The organism is Caballeronia cordobensis (assembly GCF_001544575.2).
GTDB classification, from domain to species: domain Bacteria; phylum Pseudomonadota; class Gammaproteobacteria; order Burkholderiales; family Burkholderiaceae; genus Caballeronia; species Caballeronia cordobensis.
Map to the genome: position 1 here is coordinate 117,951 of NZ_FCNY02000011.1, position 18,281 is coordinate 136,231.

Here is an 18,281-nt window from a genome sequence, read left to right on the forward strand (position 1 = left end):
CGACAAGATAGATATTCTGTGAACTATTCGTCACGTCATTAAAACGAAACGCATGCTCAGCTATACCGGCGGTGTCGTCCTTTTCGCAGCGCTGCTGCACGCAAGCTGGAACGCGATGCTCCACGGCAATCGCGACCGCTTCCTGTCGATGACGTGGATGAGCATCGCGATCGGCGTCGTCTCCGTGTTCGTCGTGCTTTATCTGCCGCTGCCGCCGCAGGCCGCGTGGCCGTATATCGTCGCGTCGGGGCTCGTGCACATTGCCTATAACCTGAGCCTCGTGCGCGCGTATCGCCGCGGCGATCTCGCGCAGGCTTATCCGATTGCGCGCGGCTCGTCGCCGATGCTCGTCACGCTCGGCGCGGCGCTCTTCGCGCATGAAGGCATCGGCGGGCTGCATGCGCTCGGCATCGCGCTCATATCGTGCGGCATCATGGCGCTCGCGCTGCAGGGCGGCCGCGTGTCGCGCGCGGGCGCGCTCGCCGCGCTGACGACGGGCGTGACCATCGCCATCTACACCGTGATCGACGGCATCGGCGTGCGTCTGTCCGAAGGCGAAGCCGTCACCTACACCGCGTGGATGTTCATGTTCTACTGGTTCATGCCCGTCATCTTCGTCGCGAAGCGGGGCCTGCCCGCGCTATGGACGCCGCTCAGAGATGCGCCGATGGCCGTGGGTTCGTCGCTCGCGGGTGGCCTTGTGTCGATCGCCGCGTACGGCATCGTCATCTGGGCGATGCAGGCCGGCGCGATGGGCGCGGTCTCCGCGTTGCGCGAGACGAGCGTCGTGTTTGCGGCGCTCATCGGACGCGTGTTCCTGCAAGAACCCGTCAGCGCAAAACGCTGGCTCGCGTGCGTGGTCGTCGCGGCGGGCGCGGTGCTGCTCGGAACGTGACCCGTAAGCCGTGCGTCGAACTAAGCCGAAAGCCTGCCGCTGATCGGTGAATCGGGACGTCGCGCGCTTCGATACAGTGCACGTCGTGCCATGGGGTCCGATGGCGAAACCCGGAAGAACCGAGAACGACCTTGCATCCCGTATACGAATGGCACGCGGCGCCCCTGCCCGCCGACGAAGCGAAGCGGCTGCAATTGCTGCGCAGCCTCGACCTGCTCGACACGCCGCATGAGGAAGTCTTCGACCGCGTGACGCGTGTCGTCGCGGAGCTGTTGCAGGTGCCGGTCGCGCTGGTATCGCTCGTCGACGAGCATCGGCAATGGTTCAAGTCGCGCCTCGGGCTGGACGTGTGCGAAACCGCGCGCGACGTGTCCTTCTGCGCCTACGCGCTGCATTCGGAGCGCCTGCTGCTCGTCGAAGACACGCATGCCGATGCGCGCTTCGCGGGCAATCCGCTCGTCACGGGCGCGCCGCATGTGCGCTTCTATGCGGGCGTGCCGCTGCGCTCCTCGGGTGGATTCGTGCTCGGCACGCTCTGCGCCATCGATACGAAACCGAGGCGGCTGAGCGCATCGGCACAGGCGGCGTTGTGCGATCTCGCGGCGACCGTGGAGCGCGAGATCGTGCAACGGGAAGCCGCGCGCGAGACCCGCGAGATCCAGGAAGACGACCGCCGCAAGCTGCGCGTTTCCGAGTCGCGCTTTCATACGATTTTCCAGCAGACGCCGACGGGCAAGGCCATCGTCGATCTCGACGGGCGTTTCATCGAAGTGAATCCGAAGCTCTGCGAGATCACCGGCTACAGCGCCGACGAACTCGTGACGATGACCTTCCAGCAGATTACCGAGGAAGCGGACCTGCCCGGCGATCTGCAACACGTCGCCGAACTGCTCGGCGGCGCGCGCAAGACCTATTCGCTCGAAAAGCGCTACCGGCGGCGCGACGGCGTCACGATATGGATCGATCTCTCGGTTGCGCTGATCCGCGACGACCGCGGCCTGCCGATGCACTTCGTGAGCGTGGTGCAGGACATCACGAGCCGCAAGCACAGCGAACGCGTGTTGCGCGATTACCGTCAGGAACTGGAGCGCCGCGTGCTGGAGCGCACCGGCGAGCTGACGAGCAGCCGCGTCGCGCTGCAGACGATCACGGATAACCTGCCCGTGCTGATCGCCCATGTCGATGCGGACTTGCGCTACCGCTTCAACAATCAGGTGTATCACGACGTGTTCGGCGTCGATCCGGCCGCGCTGCGCGGCAAGACCGTGCGCGAGACGATCGGCGCGGCGACCTTCGAGCGCTGCCTGCCGTACTTTCGCCGCGTACTCGCGGGCGAGCGCGTGACGCACGAGGACATCGTCTACGAAGGCGCGCCCGCCCGCATCTGGAACGCGACGTATATCCCGGAGTTCCAGCGCGGCGAGGCCGTGGGCTTCTACATCATGTCGCAGGACATCACCGAGACGAAGCGGCGCGAGAACCAGATGCGTTCCGAAGTGATGCGCGACGCGCTCACGGGTCTGCCGAACCGCCGCGCCCTCGCCGAGCAGCTTGCGTTGTGCGTGGATGCCGCCCGCGCCGAAGACGTGCCGTTCGCGCTCTTTTTCATGGACCTCGACGGCTTCAAGAACGTCAACGATCAGCACGGCCACGACGCCGGCGACGCGCTGCTCCGCCAGGTGGCCGCGCGCCTGAAAAAGACCACGCGCGCGGGCGATCTCGTCTGCCGTCTCGCGGGCGACGAGTTCGTGCTGCTTGCACGAGGCATCGCGTCGTCGAGCGCGTGCAGCCGGATCGCGCAGGATATCTGCCGCGCGATCGGACGGCCCTTCGACGTGGGAAGCGGCGAGGCGCGGCTCGGCACGAGCGTCGGCATTGCGATGTGCGCGGGCGGCATCGATACCTCGGCGGAAACGATGCTCGCCGAAGCCGATCGCGCCATGTACGAAGCCAAGCGCAAGGGACGCAACGGCTTTCGCTTCGCCTCGATGCCGACGGATGCCGCGCCCGCGAACGACCGCTTTATCGAGGCGGCCGGCAACGCCGCGATGCATCACTGAAATTTCATGATGCGCAATCGGGGTCCGGTTTTCGAAAATGCACGCTGCATGGCAACACGCGCCCGGTTGCGCATCGGACAATGAGCTTTCGTATCGTGAAATATCGCGCTTAGCGCATTGAATTACAACGATTTTTATTTGGTGCGCAACCCCTCGCACCGCAGCCGCCCGCCTGCTTTTCTTCGATAACCTCTTATACAAGAGGTGCGCGATTGCGCCCGACGCTTTCCAATCACGCTGGAGAAACGCGATGCAGAACGTCTATATCGAACCGATGCCGAAGGGACAGTGGGGGCCGATCGACGGCTACACCCTCGAATTTCATGACGGCACGAGGATCACGCAGCAGGTTTATCGCTCGGAGCGGCTCGCCGCCGACGAGATCAGACTGCGCGGCTATTCGCCCATGGTCGCGAAGGTACGCGTGACCGACAAGACTGTGGACGAGCACTGGCAAGCCGCCTGAGCGCGTCAGCAACACTTCGACCCTCTTCCTCCCGATCCGCGCGGCGACTCATCGACGCCGCGCGCGATGTCATCAAACCGTCGGCTGACCGGTGCACGATGCATGTCCGGTCAGACCCGATGGCACGCCAGCCGCCCGACTGACGCATCCTCCCGCCAGGAGATCGATCATGTTGATTGCCTGCGTTGCCTATCAGGACGGCCGCAAGCTCGCCGACATCACCGTCGACGAGATCAGCGACTACGTGCAGAAACCGGAGTGCTTCGTCTGGGTCGCGCTGAAGGACCCCGAGCCCGCCGAGCTCGACGCGATGCGCGAGGAATTCGGCCTGCACGAGCTGGCCGTCGAAGACGTGCGCACGCATCACCAGTGGCCGAAGATCGAGGAATACGGCGATTCGCTGTTCGCCGTGATGCATACCGTCGAACTCACGGAAGACGGCGGCCTGCTGTTCGGCGAAGTCGATGTGTTCGTCGGCAGAAACTACGTGCTTTCGGTGCGGATGCGCGCAACGCGCGGCTTCAAGCGTGTGCGCGAGCGCTGCGAAAGCGAGCCGCCGATGCTCAGGCAAGGCTCCGCGTTCGTGCTCTACGCGCTGATGGACGATATCGTCGACGGTTACTTTCATGTGCTCGAAACGCTCGCCGCCGATCTCGACGTGCTGGAAGACCGCATCTTCGCGCGCCAGGCGCACAGCGAATCGCGCGCGCTCATCGAAGATCTGTATCGCTTCAAGCGGCGGCTCGTCGTGCTGCGGCATCACGTCGGTCCGCTGCTGGAAGGCGTCGGCAAGCTGACCGGCGGGCGCGTGCCCGGCATCTGCGCGGGCATGACGGCGTACTTCAAGGATGTGTACGTGCATCTGGAGCGCATCGTCGGCGCGATAGACGGACGGCGCGACATGGTCATCACCGCCATACAGGTGAACCTCGGCATGATCGCGCTCGCGGACAGCGAAATCACCAAGCGTCTCGGCACCTTCGCCGCGATGTTCGCGGTCCCGACGATGATCGCGGGCATTTACGGCATGAACTTCGAGCACATGCCGGAGTTGCATGCGCGCTTTGGTTATCCGGTGGTGATCGCGGTGATCGTGACGATCGATGCTTTGCTGTTCCGGTGGTTTCGGAAGGCGAAGTGGATTTGAGGGGGTTCCTCGGCCACTAATTCTTCCTGCTAGGCTTCCAGCTCCCCTCCGCCGTCATCGCCGGTTTAACCGGCGCGGGAATCGCCGCGACCTTCTGAAACTCCTTCGTCCCCGGCTTACCTTTCGCGGCTTCCTGACGACGCTGCTGCGGCTTGCCCGCCTTCTGCTGTTTCACCTCGACCTTCGATTTCGATGCCTGACGTTGCGCGGTCTTCGCGCACGCACGATCGGACTTCGGCGAGCACGCGGCGCTGACCTTGACGCTGGCCGGCTTGGAAGCACCTTTACGCGCAACCTGCGCGCGAGGCGCGGCAGTCTTCTTTACCACCGGCGTCTCATGCACCACCGCCTGCTGCGCGCTGTCCTTGCTCGATGCGACCACCGGAATCAGCGGCGACGCCGTGCTGGCCGCGGGACGCGCGGCATCGGGCGCGCGGCTTTCCACGATCCTGTCGGCCGAGTCGAGATTCGGCGCCGCCGCGCGCACAGGCCCGGCAACGGCGACCGGCACCGCGGCGGCGCGCGCCGTCGATCCATGATTTTCGAAGTAAGCGCGTGCGATTACGCAGGCGCCGAGCACGACGCCCGCCATGGCGACCGTGGCCAGCATGGAGTTCGATGTCCGTCGCGGCTGCTCCGGCACACCGGCGGTCACGGGCGCCGGCAAGCGCGGCTCGCGCCCTTCGAGCCGGCCCAGCGCTTTTTCCAGGCGGTTCGCTTCGCCATACGCCGGAAAATGGCGCGTCACGCCACGCGCCGCCGCGACCGCGCGCACCGCCGTTTCCGCGCCCCGCGTCAGCACGGCCCCGTGCCGGTCCGCGCCGCAAAACGGACACGCGCTTTCTTCGACGGAAGAAAGCGTTTCACAGCGGGGGCAAATGACCGAATAAGGCGACGAGCGAACGCCTTGCTGATCCACTGTCACATCACACTCCATCCGAATGATTTCGGAAGGTCGATCGACAATCAGCGATCGCCCGTTCGCAAGCAATGCATACGAATCCACCGTAGCATACCGGCCCGCGTTGCGATAGACAGAAGAAAGCGCTGCGAGACGCGCGCAATGATCAGGGGAATGGGGTCTTCGAAAGTAATACGGCGCTAAGTCGGCATCGCTACGATGCATTTGCTTGCCGGAGAAAAACGACATGAGCCTGCTGACCGAAGAACGACTGACTACCCTGAGCGAGATCGCCACCGATTGCTTCGATGTCGATTTCAAGGACGACCACGCGCTCGACGATCGCATTCTCGTCAAGCCAGCCGATATCGTGCGGGCGCTCGAAAGCGCCTACGACATGGGGCTGATCGCGGGATACCATCTCACGCACGGAAAGACGCGCGCGCGATGACGAGCGCGCGCCGCCGTCGATGCTCGAATGCGCGCTACTTCAATCCGCCGACGATTCGTTCCATCTCGGTTTCGTCGAATGCGCGCATCGTCGTCGTGCGGACATTGCCCAGTCCGCCGAGCATGAGGCCGAGACGGGTCATCGTTTCGTCGTCGGGCGAATCGACCGAAGCGACCAGATCGTAGGAGCCGAGCGTCCAGTGCAGCGATGTGAGCGTCGCGCCCATCGCCTTGCTCGTTTCGCCGAATGCGCGTGCCCGCTTGATCGTGTCCTTCGCGCTGCGCACGCCCTGATCGGTCCAGTTGAGCAGCATGATGTAGGTGGCCATATCGACCTCGTCGAGTGAGAGTGGCGCCGCCGCAAGTGCGCCGCCGCGAAGCCCGCCATGAGCGAACGAACGCAGCCGCCATGCGCGCAGCGTTTTCCATGCGTGAATAAAGAGGCAAAGAAAAGAAAGAGAAGGCAGCCATTGCGCGGAAGCAACGCGCATGAGATAGAAAAGCCGCCGATGGATATCGCCCGGTTTCGCGTTGCGCGGCGCGTCGAATCGCTTGCAAAGCCGCGCATGGAAGGGCTGAGTTGCTCAAAAAGTATAGGCGACGGCGCGGCCCGCATCGGCTTGCCCGCTTCAGCGCATGACGATTACACTCGAAACGTTTCGCGCCCGGCAGTTTGCCGGCGCGTTTCCATCCGCTCACGAACCGGGCTCCGATCAAAGCGCATGGTCAACGACCTCTGGTACAAGAACGCAGTCATCTACTGCCTGTCCGTCGGTGTGTTCATGGACGCGAACGGCGACGGCGTCGGCGATTTCCAGGGTCTCGTGCGCCGCCTCGACTATCTTCAGGGGCTCGGCATCACGACGATATGGCTGATGCCGTTTCAGCCTTCGCCCGGCCGCGACAACGGCTATGACATCTCCGATTACTACAACGTCGATCCACGCTACGGCACGCTCGGCGACTTCACGGAGTTCACTCACGCGTGCCGTCAGCGCGGCTTGCGCGTGATGATCGATCTCGTCGTGAACCACACGTCGGACCAGCACCCGTGGTTCAGGCAGGCGCGGCGCGACCCGTCGTCGAAGTATCGCGACTGGTACGTGTGGTCGAAGAAGAAGCCGGCGCGCGCGAAGGAAGGCATGGTCTTTCCGGGCGTGCAGAAATCGACGTGGACCTACGACAAGGAGGCGGCCATGTGGTACTACCACCGCTTCTACGATTTCCAGCCCGATCTGAACACGGCCAACCCCTATGTGCAGGCCGAACTGCTCAAGATCATGGGCTTCTGGATTCAGCTCGGCGTCTCGGGGTTTCGCATGGACGCGGTGCCGTTCGTCATCGCCACCAAGGGCGCGCAGGTGAAAACGCCGGTCGAGCAATACGACATGCTGCGCATGTTTCGCGAGTTCCTGCAATGGCGTCAGGGCGACGCGATCATTCTCGCGGAAGCGAACGTGCTGCCCGACACCGACATGCAGTACTTCGGCCACGCGGGCGAACGCCTGCAGATGATGTTCAACTTTCAGGTGAATCAGAACACGTTCTACGCGCTCGCGAGCGCGGACACGACCCCTCTGAAGAAAGCGCTCGAAGCGACGAAATCGCGCGCGGCAACCGCGCAGTGGGGCGTATTCCTGCGCAACCACGACGAACTCGATCTCGGCCGGCTGTCGCCCGAAGAGCGTGAAACCGTGTTCGCGGCATTCGGCCCGGAACCCGGCATGCAACTCTACGAACGCGGCATTCGCCGGCGTCTCGCGCCGATGCTCGACGGCGACCGTCAGCGGCTGGAGCTCGCATACAGCCTGATGTTGACGCTGCCCGGCACGCCGGTCGTGCGCTATGGCGACGAGATCGGCATGGGCGACGACCTGCGCCTGCCCGAGCGCGAATCCGTGCGCACGCCGATGCAATGGTCCACCGAGCCGCACGCCGGTTTCACCAAGCACGCGCGCCCGGTTTCGCCGGTGATCTCGGGCGGACCCTATGGCTATGAACGCGTGAATGTCGCCAGCCAGCGCCGCGATCCGAATTCGCTGCTCAACTGGATCGAGCGGATGATTCGCATGCGCAAGGAAGTGCCGGAAATAAGCTGGGGCGATTTCGCGATCCTGCGCACCTCGCGCGACGACGTGCTCGCGTTGCGCTACGACTGGCGCAACAACTCGGTGGTCTGCGTGCATAACTTCAGCGCGGCCGCGTGCTCGGTGAAGTTTCAGGTACGCGTGCAAGCCGGCGAGAGCGCGATGCTCGTCAATCTGCTGTCGGACGACCACAGCCAGGGCAATGCGAAGGGCCAGCACACCGTCGTGCTGGAACCCTATGGCTATCGATGGTTTCGCGTGGGCGGTCTCGATTATCTTCTGAAGCGCAGCGAAGTGTGAGCCACGCTGCGCGCCATGAAGTCTTGCATCTCAACGCGCCACGAACACGAACGGAGCGACGCCGCCATACGCTGAACCGCTGGTGAACGAACGTAGGCCGAGATCGGCGTTCTTGAACGAGCCGTCCGACTGCGGCTTCGCCTGATTGACGGACCAGACGCCGGTTCGCTCAAGCAGAATCGATCCGGTTCCCGGTTCGTACTGGAGATAATCCAGCGAGTTCGACGAAGCGAGCAACGTCGTCTTCTTTCGGCTCGTCACGTCGTAGAGAACGATCGGGCTCGGGTTCGTACCGTTATCGTCGGCGTACAGGATTTGCTGATTGCCGATAGCCGTGAGGAACTTCGGCTTCTTCTCCGGCAGATCGGTCAGCACGCGCGTGATGCCGCTTTCCAGATCCATTTCCGTCAACCGGCCTTCGGCCTGCGCCGATGCGAAGCTGACGAAATAGGCCTTCTTGCCATCGGGCGTCACGGCGAACTGATCGTGGATTGCAGCGGGCGCCGCTCCCGCCGGATAGCCGCCCGTGATCAGCGAGATGCTCATGTCGATGCGAAGCACTTCCTGCTTCGTTCCGTTCACGATCGACAGCGCATAGAGATTTCCGGCGTCGTTCTTCGCCGTCGCCAGTCTGACGACATTGAACGCTTCGGGCAGCACCGTCCGCTGAACCAGCGCGCCCGAGTCCGTGTCGATGACGCTGATCACGTTGCGGTTCGACACATACACCTGGCTTCCCTGCAACGCGGGCTGAAGGCTAAAGCCCGTGGACGCCATCAACAACGGCCCGATGGGTGTGACGTGCAGCACCGTGTTCGTTGCGGTGTCGATGGTGGCGAGATCGACCGACGTGGGACTTCGTTCGAGCAGCACGTGCAGCCGCTTTCCGTCGCTGCTGGCGAACATCTGATCGACGCGCTTGTAGTCGCCCGAAAGCCTCAGATCGATCGTCGCCTTCGCGGCATGCGTGGCGAAATCGTACGCGGTGACTTGCGCCGGGGCCTGCGCGCGCGTCAGCGTGTACACGGTTTCGTTGCGCCGCGGCGGTCCATAAAACTTCTGCGCCATGTCGATGTCGGTCGCGCTCAGCTTGCCGTCGCCGTTCCATTGCGGGTTGCAGTAGTTCATGATCGATGCGAGATCCCACGCGCCGATCATCGTATCGCCCGAGTTGCCCTGCACGGGCTCGCGGCACGTCGAAGGCGTGTCGGGCCGGTTCTGCTCGTGCGCGAAGCCCAGCGCGTGACCGAATTCGTGCGCGGCAACCCGGCGGATGCAGTACTCCTCGCGGCCCTGGCAACTCTGGCTCCAGTTCCTGAAGGTGAAGTTGAGCACCATGGCGCCCGGCGCATTGTTCAGCATCACACCCAGACCAAAGGTATGCGGCCCTGTCGCGGCGTTGTCCTCGACCGAAATCCGTATGCCGTAGTAGTTCGGATCATTGGTGCATCGCTGCCAGCCCGAGAACCGCACGCCCGAATGCTGCTCCCAGGTTTCCTGGACCGCGAGACGGCTCCAGTTGCGTTGCGCGGCGTACCGCGAGAAATCGGCGTTGCTCATGTCCCAGCACACCCCGATGGGAAAGCGATCCCAGATGACGGTCGATAACGCATAACCCTTGGTCGTGGCCACTTGCTCAGAAGCCGGTTGTCCGGCGGCGCTTTTCGCGTTCGTACCCTGGGCGTCGGAGCCTGCATCGCCCCCGCACGCACTGAACAGTAGTCCTGACAAAACTGCCAGGACGAGTCCTCTGATCCTTCTCATTCTCTTCTCCGTTGGTCTAGACCATGCAATGCGGCGGATGGCGGAAGGAAATGGCTTTCAGTGCGAAACAAACCGAAGGATCGGTAACGAGAATGTGAGAAAGCTTCATCCTTTAGACGTGTAGGCGTCAATCATTAATTCTCCGTATTGTCGGATGAAGAACCGCTGCGGGATCAGGAAACCGCTTTAGGGCCTGAATAAGCGGCAAAAACTGCCATTCTTCAGTTCATATAATTTTTAAAAGCACTATTAAGTAGTCGTTGCACATGGCCGTTAAAACAAACAAGCGCGAAATGCAAATGATTCACTTCGCGGCAAATTCTTTCTCTTGTTGTTTATCGCCACTTTAAAAGGTTGTTCTTGTGAAGCACTCGTTTCATCGTCCGTTTTTCTTTCCTGCGGCAAGCCTGGCGGTCGCTGTCTCCGTGATGTGGTCCGGCGCTTCGCACGCCGATGTTCAACTCGGCACCGATCCGAATAACGTCTCTGTCACCGTCAACGACGATAACGGCTCTATCGGCGCATTCGAAGTGATCAACGGCACCTCCGCGCCCACGACCACCTTTTCGTCGAGCCTGAACAGCACGACTATCAAGGCCGGCAGCAATAACCTGACGGTCAGCACGTCCGGCACGAGTGTCTCGGGCAACCTTTCCGCCGGATCGATCAGCGCCAGCAATATCTCGGCGAGTTCGCTGAATACGACGGGCGGCATTTCGGCAAGCTCGCTGACCACCACGGGCGCTGTTTCGGCAAGCTCGCTGACGACGACGGGCGCTGTTTCAGCAAGCGGCTTCACCACGAGTGGCGCACTGAACGCCGGTTCCGTCAATTCGACGGGCGCGATCAGCGCGGATTCCATCACCGCGAACGGCGCGGTGAACGCGGCATCGGTGAATGCGGCAACCGTCAACGCCAATGCGGTCAACACCACGACCGTGAACGCAACCGGCGCGGTGAACGCGGCCTCGTTCAACACCACGGGCGCGGTCAATGCCGGATCGATGAACGTGACGGGCAGCACGGCGCTTTATGGCGCAACCTCGGTGCGCAACACGTTCAACGTGGCGACGGGCGCCAGCAGTTTGTCCGTTCAGGCCGCATCGGCGGGCTTGACGAGCGGTGCGTCGTCGCTGTCGCTGGATTCGGCGAATCAAACCGCCAGCCTCACGGTCACGAACGACGCGGGCAATACGCACGGTCTGACGGTGGGCAACGCATCGACCACGCTGTCGGGCGGCACGTCATCCACGTACATGACGCTCGACGACAACGGCGTGAGCCTCGCCAACGGCGCGGGCGCGCCGGTGCGCGTGAGCGGCGTGGCGGACGGCGTGGCGCCGAACGACGCGGCCAACGTCAATCAGCTCAATCAGGTCAGGAACCAGGTCAACGCGATGGGCGCGCGCATCGACAGCGTCAGCAAGCATGCATCGGCGGGTATCGCGGGCGTCACCGCGCTGGCGAACATTCCGGATGTCGCGCAAGGCAAGCGCTTCGCGGTAGGCGCGGGCGTCGGCTATTACGGCGGCCAGACGGCGCTCGCCGTGGCCTTGAAGGGCAACATCAACGAGAACCTGCGCGTGAGCGCCGGCGCGGGCTTCGGCGGCACCGGCGCGACAGTGGGCAGCGGCGCTTCCTTTAGCTGGTAAAAGCAGCGCCGGAGACGGCGCAACATCGTGCCGCAGAGCACGACAGCAGGCCCGTCCGCGCGACGGGCTTTTTTTTCATCTCCTGCACTCGCAATCGACCGCATGCATACTCTCGCTTCATGACAAAGCACCGCGGCGACAAGACCGCGCCCCGGAGACTCGATGCGTTTCGATCTGCAATCGCTGAAGTTATTCGTCGCCGTCTGCGAGCACGGCAGCATCGCGCGCGCGGCTGAAGCCGAGAATATCGCGCCCTCGGCGCTCAGCAAGCGCATGTCCCATCTCGAGGACACCCTCAAGACCGCCCTCTTCGTGCGCAGCAACAAAGGGCTCGAACTGACCGCCGCGGCCGCGGCCCTTTTGCAGCACGCCCGCGTGCTCCTGCGCGATATCGCGCAAATGGAAAGCGAACTGCTCGACCATGCCGAAGGCGTGCGCGGACAGATCCGGCTGCATGCGAGCCTGTCCACCATCGTCCAGTACATCGCCAACGACATCCGCGATTTCCTGGCGCTGCATCCGGGGCTGCGCATCGATCTGCAGGAAAGCCTGAGTCCCGCCGTCGTGCGCGCCGTGGCCGAAAACACCGCCGATATCGGCGTGTTCGGCGGCACGACCGTGACCACCGGCCTCCAGGTCTTCCCCTACCGCAGCGATCGCCTGGTGGTCATCATGCCGCCGGATCATCCGCTCAGCCGCAAGGAGCGCGTGAAATTCCGCGAAATGGCCGAATATCCGCTGGTGGGGCCGCAAGCGGGCAGCTATCTGAATTCGCTCGTGTTGCGCGCCGCCGCCGATCTCGACCACCCGCTCAAGCTGTCGATCCGCGTCAACGGTTTCGAGCCGGTGCGCAGCATGGTGGAGGCGCGGCTCGGCATCGGCCTCGTGCCCGAGCATCATGCCGAGCGTTACGTCAGTTCCGCGCCGCTGGTCGCCGTGCAGCTCGACGAAACGTGGGCCGAGCGGCACTGGAAGATCTGCGTGCGCGAGGCCGAATCGCTGCCCGCGCCCGTCCAGCTCTTTCTCAGGCATTTGCTCGGCAGCCAGGACACGGGCCATCACGAATAAGCCAGCTTCAGCCCGGCCTGCGGCCACGGCAGCACGCCGAGACGTCCCGTGCCCGACATCGTCACGTAAGCCGTTTTCATGTCGATGCCGCCGAAGCAGATGTTCGTGACCATGCCGTCGGGCACCATCACCTGCCGCAGCACCTCGCCAGACGGCGCGACCACCGTGATGCAGCCCGTGACCAGCGTGGCCACGCAGATGTTGCCCTCGGCGTCCACCGCGAGGCTGTCGAAGCGCTGATAGCCGGGCAGGCCGCACACGAGACGCCCGCCGTGCGGCGACGGATACGGATGCTTGCGCGCCTGGCCGGGCGCTTCGAGATCGAACGCCCAGAGCCGCGCGGTTTCGGTCTCCGCGACGTACACGACACGGTCGTCCGGCGACAGGCCGACACCGTTGGCCGTCGTGAGCGGATACGCCACTTCGACGATCGCCGAGCCATCGGCGCGCGCGTAATACAGGCCCGCGTGATCGCGCTCGCGTAGCCGGTTCTTGCCGAAATCGGTGAAATAGAAGCCGCCGTCGTGGTCGAACACGATGTCGTTGGGGCCGCACAGCGGATGGTCGCCGCAGCGGTCGTACAGCGTCGAAAGCGCGCCCGTTTGCGGATCGAAGCGCTCGATACGCCCGCTCGTGTAGTGCGGATGCACGCCCGGCCTCGTGCGATTCAACCCCGCGACGGTGCGGAACAGGAAGCCGCCGTTGTTGCAGACATAGAACGCGCCGTCCGGCCCGAGCGCCAGACCGTTGGGACCGCCGCCGACCTGCGCGAGCACGCTCACCGTGCCGTCGGGGGCCACGCGGCTGATCGTCTCGCGCTCGATCTCGACCAGCACGATGGCGCCATCGGGCATCGCCACGGGCCCTTCGGGAAACTTCAGGCCTTCGGCCAGGATGCGCACGCCGTTCTCCATCGCCGCCCCTTCTCTCGGTTCAGTGCTTGCCGGCATTCTCGACGAAGCGATTGTCGTAAGTCGCCTTCAGATCGATCGAGGCCTTGCCGATCTCGGGATCGAAGGCGGCGAGCACGTCGCGCACGGTATGCGCGGCGGCGTCCGTCATCAGGCCGTCGCGCGAAATGCAACTGCGCATGTTGCCGTAGGCCTTGGCGAAGACATCCTTCTCGGCCAGCGCGTATTGCGACGGCACGGCCGCGGCGACCTGCTCGGGCGTGGCCTGCGCCATCCACTGCTCCGCTTGCAGAATGGCGTTCGTGACCGCCTGCACGGTATTCGGATATTTGGCGACGAAGTCCTTCGTGGTGTAAACGGACGCTTCCGGATAATCGCCGCCCAGCGTGGCGCGGGTGCCGGCCGGATCGCGCATCACGGCCAGCGGGAAGAGATCGCCGCTGTCCTGCAGCACGGTCGCGACCGGGTCGTTGCTCATCAGTCCGTCGATCTGTCCGCTGCGCGCCGCGGCGATCGCGCCCGCGGACGAGCCCACGCCGATGATCGACACGTCGCCCGGCTTCACGCCGGCCTTGCTCAGCAGGTAGTTCACGCCCATGTGGAAGCTCGAACCGGGCGAGCTCACGCCAATGCGCATGCCCTTCAGGTCCGCGTAGCTCTTGACCTTGGCGTGGCTCGCGCGCGTCACGCCGAACACCCAGCCGGGGCAGGAAGCCAGCGTGACGAACGACACCAGCTTCTGCCCTTTGGCCGCCATTGTGATGGTGTTGGAATACGCGCCCGCGACGATATCGGCGCTGCCGCCCATCATCGCCTGAAGCGCTTTCGCGCCGCCGCTGAACACGCCGATCTCGACATCCAGCCCGGCCTGCCTGAAATACCCGCGGCTGTCCGCGATGATCATCGGCAGATAGGGAAAACCCACGCCCGCCGCCGCCAGATGCAGCTTCGGCTTCTCCGGCACGGGCGCGGCGCTGGCGGCCGGCAGGTTCACGAGGGCCGCGCAGGCGGCGACGACCGGCAACATCAAACGCCAGAACGTTCTCACGATAACAACTCTCAGTAGGTGGCGCGGCCGCCGGACAGGTCGAAAACCGCGCCGGTGGTGAACGAATTCTCTTCGCTGGCGAGCCAGGCGATCATCGCGGCAGCTTCGGCGAGTTCGAGAAAACGGCCGCGCGGAATCTTGCCCAGCATGTAGCTTATATGCTCGGGCGACTGCTCCATCGCGCCGGGCGTGCGCGCCACGGCGGGCGTGACGCAATTGACCGCGATATCGTGGCCCGCCAGTTCCTTGCCCAGCGATTTCGTCATGGCGATGACCGCGGCCTTGGCCGAACTATAGGCCGCCGCGTTCGGGTTGCCTTCCTTGCCCGCGACCGAGGCGAGATTGACGATCCTGCCGTAGTTCTGGCGGATCATAACCGGCGCCACGGCGCGGCAGCAGTGAAACGTCCCGTTGACGTCGATATCGATCACCTGCTTCCATGCGTCGAGCGGATAGTCGATGAGCGGCACATTCGGCCCGACGATCGCCGCGTTGTTGATCAGAATATCGATGCGCCCGGCCGCTTTCAGCGTGCCCGCCACGGCGGCCTCGACGCTCGCGTAATCGGCGATGTCGGCGCGCTCGAAGTGGACATCGTGCTCGCCCAGTTCGCCGCGCGCGGCCGCCATGCCGTCCGCATTGATGTCCCAGATCGCGAGCCGCGCGCCCGATTCGAGCAGTCTGCGGCCGACTTCCAGGCCGATACCCTGCGCGCCGCCCGTCACGACGGCGACGCGGTCCTTCAGATTGATCGCGTTGGTCTGCAAGTGGAGTGTCCTCGAAGTAAGCCGCCGCGCTCTCAGGCGCTCGCGGCGACGGTCTGCCCGGCGACGGGCCGCCAGCGCAGAAGGTGATCCTCGACCATCGACACGGCCGTGTCGAGGACCAGGGCGAATACGGTCAGCACCAGAATGCCGGCGATGACCGAGTTGATGTCGAACACGCCCTCGGCCAGCAGAATCAGATAGCCGACGCCCTTTTCCGAGCCAAGGTATTCGCCCACCACGCTGCCCACGAACGCGATGCCGATCGCGTTATGCAGACTGGAAAACACCCAGCTTGTCGCCGAAGGCAGGTAGACGTGGCGCATCAACTGGCGCGAGTTCGCGCCGAGCATGCGGGTATTCGACAGCACCGTCGGGCTCACTTCGCGCACGCCCTGAAAGACGTTGAAGAACACCACGAAGAACACGAGCGTCACGCCGAGCGCCACCTTGGACCAGATGCCAAGACCGAACCAGAGCGCGAAGATCGGCGCGAAGATGAGGCGCGGCATCGAGTTCATCGCCTTGATGAACGGATCGAACACGACCGCGAGGAACGGATTGAGCGCGAGCCACAGACCGCACGCGAGGCCCAGCACCGTGCCGATCGCGAACGCCAGCATGGTTTCGAGCAGGGTCGTGTAGAGGTGGCGGAACACCGAGCCCGTCACGAACCACTCCACGATACGGCGCGCCACGCCGACAGGATCGCCGAAAAAGAACGGCGAAAGCCATTTCTGATCCGTGCCGAGCCACCACAGGAACAGCACGCCGAACAGGATCGCGAGGCGGGTGACCAGCACCGTGAACCGGTTGTTGGGATCAAACACGATTGCGCGCATAGCTTTTCAGGACCTCGCCTCGAAGCACGTCCCAGATCTGGGTGTGCAGTTGAAGGAAACGCTGCGTCATGCGGATTTCCGACATTTCGCGCGGCCGCTCCAGATCGATCTCGAACTCGGCGATCGGCCGCGTGCCGGGCCCCGCCGACAGCACGATCACGCGGTCCGACAGCGAGATGGCCTCTTCCAGATCGTGCGTCACGAACATGACGGACTTGCGGTCGTAGGACCACAGCTTCAGCAGTTCGTCTTCCATCAGATGCCGCGTCTGGATATCCAGCGCGCTGAACGGCTCGTCCATCAGGATGATGCGCGGATTGAGCGCCAGCGCCTGCGCGAGGCCGGCGCGCTTGCGCATGCCGCCGGACATCTGGTGCGGATACTTCTTGCCGTGCCCCTGCAGGCCGACCCGCTCCAGCCAGCCGCGCGCCACGCCGAGCGCCTCCTCGCGCGGCATGCCGCGAAAGATCAGGCCGATCGCGATGTTCTCCTCGGCCGTCTTCCAGGGCATGAGCGCGTCCACCTGGAACAGATAGGCGGCCTGCGTGTTCAGCCCTTGCGTGAGCTTCTTGCCGAACACGCTCAGGCTGCCCGACGAGGGCCGCGTCAAGCCCGCGGCCACGTTCAGCAGCGTGGATTTGCCGCAGCCCGTGGGCCCGACGATCGAGACGAACTCGCCGTCGCCGATCGTCAGGTTGCCGCCGGCAACGGCGGTGTAGGTCTGCGCGCGCTTGCCATTGCCGGCGAATGTGCACGTGACGTTCTCGAAGCGCAGCGCTTCGCGCATGCCGGTCTGGCCGCTATCGAGCGGAACACTGTACGTCGCGGTGCTCATGGCTGGATCTCCGCCGCCTTCTTGACGAAGCGATTGTCATACGTCGAAGCGAGGTCGATCTTGGCCGAGGCCACCGCCGGATCGAAGGCCGCGAGCACGTCGCGCACGGTCTGCGCGCCCTTGGCCGTGATTTCCCCGTTCTGCGCGATACAGCGGCGGCTGTTCGTGAAGGCTTCCGCGTAGAGCGCCTTGTTGTCCTCCAGATATTCGCGCGGGACGTTGTCCGCGACCTGTTCAGGCGTGGCCTTGGCGATCCACTTCTCGGCGCGCACGATCGCATTCGCCACGGCCTGCACCGTCTTCGGATTCTTGTCGATGAAATCCTGCGTCGCGAACAGGCTCGATTCGGGGTAATCCGAGCCGAACACCTTCACGTTGCCGTCCGCCGTGCGCATGTTTTCCAGCGGCTTGAGGCTGCCGTCCTTCGTCAGGATCGTCGCGCTCGGGTCGTTGACGATCAGCGCATCGACCTGTCCCGCGCGCACCGCCGCCACCGCGCCGGCCGCCTGCCCGACGCCGATGATCGACACGTCCGTGGACTGCAGCCCCGCCTTGTGCAGAATGTAGTTGACGGCCATGTGCGTGCTGGAGCCCGGCGCGCTCACGCCGATCCGCATGCCCTTCAGATCCTTGGGCGACTTGACTTCGGCCTGCCGCTTCTGCGACACGCCGAAGATCCATCCCGGACAGATGACCTGCGCCGCCACGACCACCAGATGCTGGCCCTTGACGGCCATCGTGATGGTGTTCGAATAGGCGCCGGCCACCATGTCGGAACTGCCGCCCAGCAAGGCTTCCAGCGTCTTCGAACCACCGGAGAAGGCCGCGATGGTCACGTCCAGCCCTTCATCCTTGAAGTAGCCGCGCTGCTTGGCGACGAGCATCGGCAGATAGGTGATGCCGACCGAAGCCGCGGCGATGTGCAGCTCGGGCTTCTCGGGCACATCCTTGGCGATGGCCGTGGCGGAACCGCAGGCAAGCTCGAACGCTGCGCACAGCGCGATGGCGAGTTTCAGCTTCATGGTTGTCTCCTCCCTTTCTAGGGATATTCTGGTGCGACACACTCCCGACGATGGACCGTACTCCTTGCT

The 18,281-nt window shown here is 64.1% G+C and carries 18 protein-coding genes; 8 read left to right on the forward strand and 10 right to left on the reverse strand.

The window, feature by feature from the left end:
- Nucleotides 1-52: 52 nt before the first annotated feature.
- The 4 genes from AWB70_RS22250 (at nucleotide 53) to corA (ending at nucleotide 4,568) form a co-directional block, all read left to right on the forward strand.
- On the forward strand, nucleotides 53-895 hold the full coding sequence (locus AWB70_RS22250) for an EamA family transporter (RefSeq protein ID WP_053570965.1): 843 nt from the start codon (nucleotides 53-55) through the stop codon (nucleotides 893-895).
- Nucleotides 896-1,026: 131 nt separating this feature from the next.
- Nucleotides 1,027-2,955, forward strand: coding sequence for a diguanylate cyclase domain-containing protein (locus AWB70_RS22255; RefSeq protein ID WP_235024325.1), 1,929 nt, complete (start codon nucleotides 1,027-1,029; stop codon nucleotides 2,953-2,955).
- Nucleotides 2,956-3,205: 250 nt separating this feature from the next.
- Nucleotides 3,206-3,421, forward strand: a complete 216-nt coding sequence (locus AWB70_RS22260) for a hypothetical protein (RefSeq protein WP_045458567.1) — start codon at nucleotides 3,206-3,208, stop codon at nucleotides 3,419-3,421.
- Nucleotides 3,422-3,590: 169 nt separating this feature from the next.
- Complete coding sequence (gene corA, locus AWB70_RS22265) at nucleotides 3,591-4,568, forward strand: magnesium/cobalt transporter CorA (RefSeq protein ID WP_053570964.1); 978 nt, start codon at nucleotides 3,591-3,593, stop codon at nucleotides 4,566-4,568.
- A 16-nt stretch (nucleotides 4,569-4,584) separates the two neighbouring features.
- On the opposite strand, the gene AWB70_RS22270 is transcribed toward corA, so the two are convergent.
- The gene (locus AWB70_RS22270; RefSeq protein WP_143281682.1) at nucleotides 4,585-5,370 is read right to left on the reverse strand and encodes a hypothetical protein; all 786 of its coding nucleotides are present in this window, start codon (nucleotides 5,368-5,370) and stop codon (nucleotides 4,585-4,587) included.
- Nucleotides 5,371-5,716: 346 nt separating this feature from the next.
- On the opposite strand from AWB70_RS22270, the gene AWB70_RS22275 reads away from it, so the two are divergent.
- Nucleotides 5,717-5,920, forward strand: a complete 204-nt coding sequence (locus tag AWB70_RS22275) for a hypothetical protein (protein WP_045458575.1) — start codon at nucleotides 5,717-5,719, stop codon at nucleotides 5,918-5,920.
- A 34-nt stretch (nucleotides 5,921-5,954) separates the two neighbouring features.
- On the opposite strand, the gene AWB70_RS22280 is transcribed toward AWB70_RS22275, so the two are convergent.
- Nucleotides 5,955-6,248 carry a GYD domain-containing protein gene (locus AWB70_RS22280; protein ID WP_014194030.1) on the reverse strand — a complete coding sequence of 98 codons (294 nt, stop codon included), beginning with the start codon at nucleotides 6,246-6,248 and terminating at the stop codon, nucleotides 5,955-5,957.
- A gap of 393 nt (nucleotides 6,249-6,641) precedes the next feature.
- Here AWB70_RS22280 and AWB70_RS22285 point away from each other — a divergent pair, with 393 nt between their 5' ends.
- Entirely contained in the window at nucleotides 6,642-8,306 is a 1,665-nt protein-coding gene (locus tag AWB70_RS22285) for an alpha-amylase family protein (protein ID WP_053570962.1), read from the forward strand.
- A 30-nt stretch (nucleotides 8,307-8,336) separates the two neighbouring features.
- Here the strand turns inward: AWB70_RS22285 and AWB70_RS22290 are convergent, their stop codons facing one another.
- On the reverse strand, nucleotides 8,337-9,938 hold the full coding sequence (locus tag AWB70_RS22290) for an ATPase (protein WP_235024326.1): 1,602 nt from the start codon (nucleotides 9,936-9,938) through the stop codon (nucleotides 8,337-8,339).
- Nucleotides 9,939-10,527: 589 nt separating this feature from the next.
- Nucleotides 10,528-10,998 (reverse strand): hypothetical protein, encoded by a 471-nt coding sequence (locus AWB70_RS38830; protein ID WP_159680295.1) that lies wholly within the window; start codon nucleotides 10,996-10,998, stop codon nucleotides 10,528-10,530.
- Between AWB70_RS38830 and AWB70_RS38835 the strand changes: the two genes are divergently transcribed.
- Both AWB70_RS38835 and AWB70_RS22300 read left to right on the forward strand, forming a co-directional pair.
- Nucleotides 10,964-11,722: a YadA-like family protein gene (locus tag AWB70_RS38835; protein WP_159680298.1), complete on the forward strand. Its 759-nt coding sequence runs from the start codon at nucleotides 10,964-10,966 to the stop codon at nucleotides 11,720-11,722. The genes AWB70_RS38830 and AWB70_RS38835 overlap by 35 nt on opposite strands.
- Before the next feature lie 162 nt (nucleotides 11,723-11,884).
- Entirely contained in the window at nucleotides 11,885-12,790 is a 906-nt protein-coding gene (locus AWB70_RS22300) for a LysR family transcriptional regulator (protein ID WP_014194026.1), read from the forward strand.
- Here the strand turns inward: AWB70_RS22300 and AWB70_RS22305 are convergent.
- The 6 genes from AWB70_RS22305 to AWB70_RS22330 are packed head-to-tail and all read right to left on the reverse strand — an operon-like array spanning nucleotide 12,781 to nucleotide 18,212.
- Nucleotides 12,781-13,704, reverse strand: coding sequence for an SMP-30/gluconolactonase/LRE family protein (locus AWB70_RS22305; protein WP_053570960.1), 924 nt, complete (start codon nucleotides 13,702-13,704; stop codon nucleotides 12,781-12,783). The two genes, AWB70_RS22300 and AWB70_RS22305, sit on opposite strands and share 10 nt — an antisense overlap.
- 19 nt (nucleotides 13,705-13,723) lie before the next feature.
- A complete protein-coding gene (locus AWB70_RS22310; RefSeq protein WP_374730254.1) occupies nucleotides 13,724-14,728 on the reverse strand; it encodes an ABC transporter substrate-binding protein in 1,005 nt (334 codons plus the stop codon).
- 32 nt (nucleotides 14,729-14,760) lie between these two features.
- On the reverse strand, nucleotides 14,761-15,516 hold the full coding sequence (locus tag AWB70_RS22315) for an SDR family NAD(P)-dependent oxidoreductase (protein ID WP_053570958.1): 756 nt from the start codon (nucleotides 15,514-15,516) through the stop codon (nucleotides 14,761-14,763).
- 32 nt (nucleotides 15,517-15,548) lie between these two features.
- Nucleotides 15,549-16,355: an ABC transporter permease gene (locus AWB70_RS22320; RefSeq protein ID WP_053570957.1), complete on the reverse strand. Its 807-nt coding sequence runs from the start codon at nucleotides 16,353-16,355 to the stop codon at nucleotides 15,549-15,551.
- Nucleotides 16,336-17,190, reverse strand: a complete 855-nt coding sequence (locus AWB70_RS22325; protein ID WP_053570956.1) for an ABC transporter ATP-binding protein — start codon at nucleotides 17,188-17,190, stop codon at nucleotides 16,336-16,338. The genes AWB70_RS22320 and AWB70_RS22325 overlap by 20 nt, the downstream gene beginning before the upstream one ends.
- Entirely contained in the window at nucleotides 17,187-18,212 is a 1,026-nt protein-coding gene (locus AWB70_RS22330) for an ABC transporter substrate-binding protein (protein WP_014194020.1), read from the reverse strand. Before AWB70_RS22330 ends, AWB70_RS22325 begins: the two co-directional genes overlap by 4 nt.
- Between the last annotated feature and the right edge of the window lie 69 nt (nucleotides 18,213-18,281).

What these genes read in the sequence shown, in the direction of transcription:
- AWB70_RS22250 (WP_053570965.1), top strand. Translation starts at nt 53, where the DNA reads ATGCTCAGCTATACCGGCGGTGTCGTCCTTTTCGCAGCGCTGCTGCAC.
- AWB70_RS22260 (WP_045458567.1), top strand. Translation starts at nt 3,206, where the DNA reads ATGCAGAACGTCTATATCGAACCGATGCCGAAGGGACAGTGGGGGCCG.
- corA (WP_053570964.1), top strand. Translation starts at nt 3,591, where the DNA reads ATGTTGATTGCCTGCGTTGCCTATCAGGACGGCCGCAAGCTCGCCGAC.
- AWB70_RS22275 (WP_045458575.1), top strand. Translation starts at nt 5,717, where the DNA reads ATGAGCCTGCTGACCGAAGAACGACTGACTACCCTGAGCGAGATCGCC.
- AWB70_RS22280 (WP_014194030.1), bottom strand. Translation starts at nt 6,248, where the DNA reads ATGGCCACCTACATCATGCTGCTCAACTGGACCGATCAGGGCGTGCGC.
- AWB70_RS22285 (WP_053570962.1), top strand. Translation starts at nt 6,642, where the DNA reads ATGGTCAACGACCTCTGGTACAAGAACGCAGTCATCTACTGCCTGTCC.
- AWB70_RS22300 (WP_014194026.1), top strand. Translation starts at nt 11,885, where the DNA reads ATGCGTTTCGATCTGCAATCGCTGAAGTTATTCGTCGCCGTCTGCGAG.
- AWB70_RS22305 (WP_053570960.1), bottom strand. Translation starts at nt 13,704, where the DNA reads ATGGAGAACGGCGTGCGCATCCTGGCCGAAGGCCTGAAGTTTCCCGAA.
- AWB70_RS22310 (WP_374730254.1), bottom strand. Translation starts at nt 14,728, where the DNA reads ATGTTGCCGGTCGTCGCCGCCTGCGCGGCCCTCGTGAACCTGCCGGCC.
- AWB70_RS22320 (WP_053570957.1), bottom strand. Translation starts at nt 16,355, where the DNA reads ATGCGCGCAATCGTGTTTGATCCCAACAACCGGTTCACGGTGCTGGTC.
- AWB70_RS22325 (WP_053570956.1), bottom strand. Translation starts at nt 17,190, where the DNA reads ATGAGCACCGCGACGTACAGTGTTCCGCTCGATAGCGGCCAGACCGGC.
- AWB70_RS22330 (WP_014194020.1), bottom strand. Translation starts at nt 18,212, where the DNA reads ATGAAGCTGAAACTCGCCATCGCGCTGTGCGCAGCGTTCGAGCTTGCC.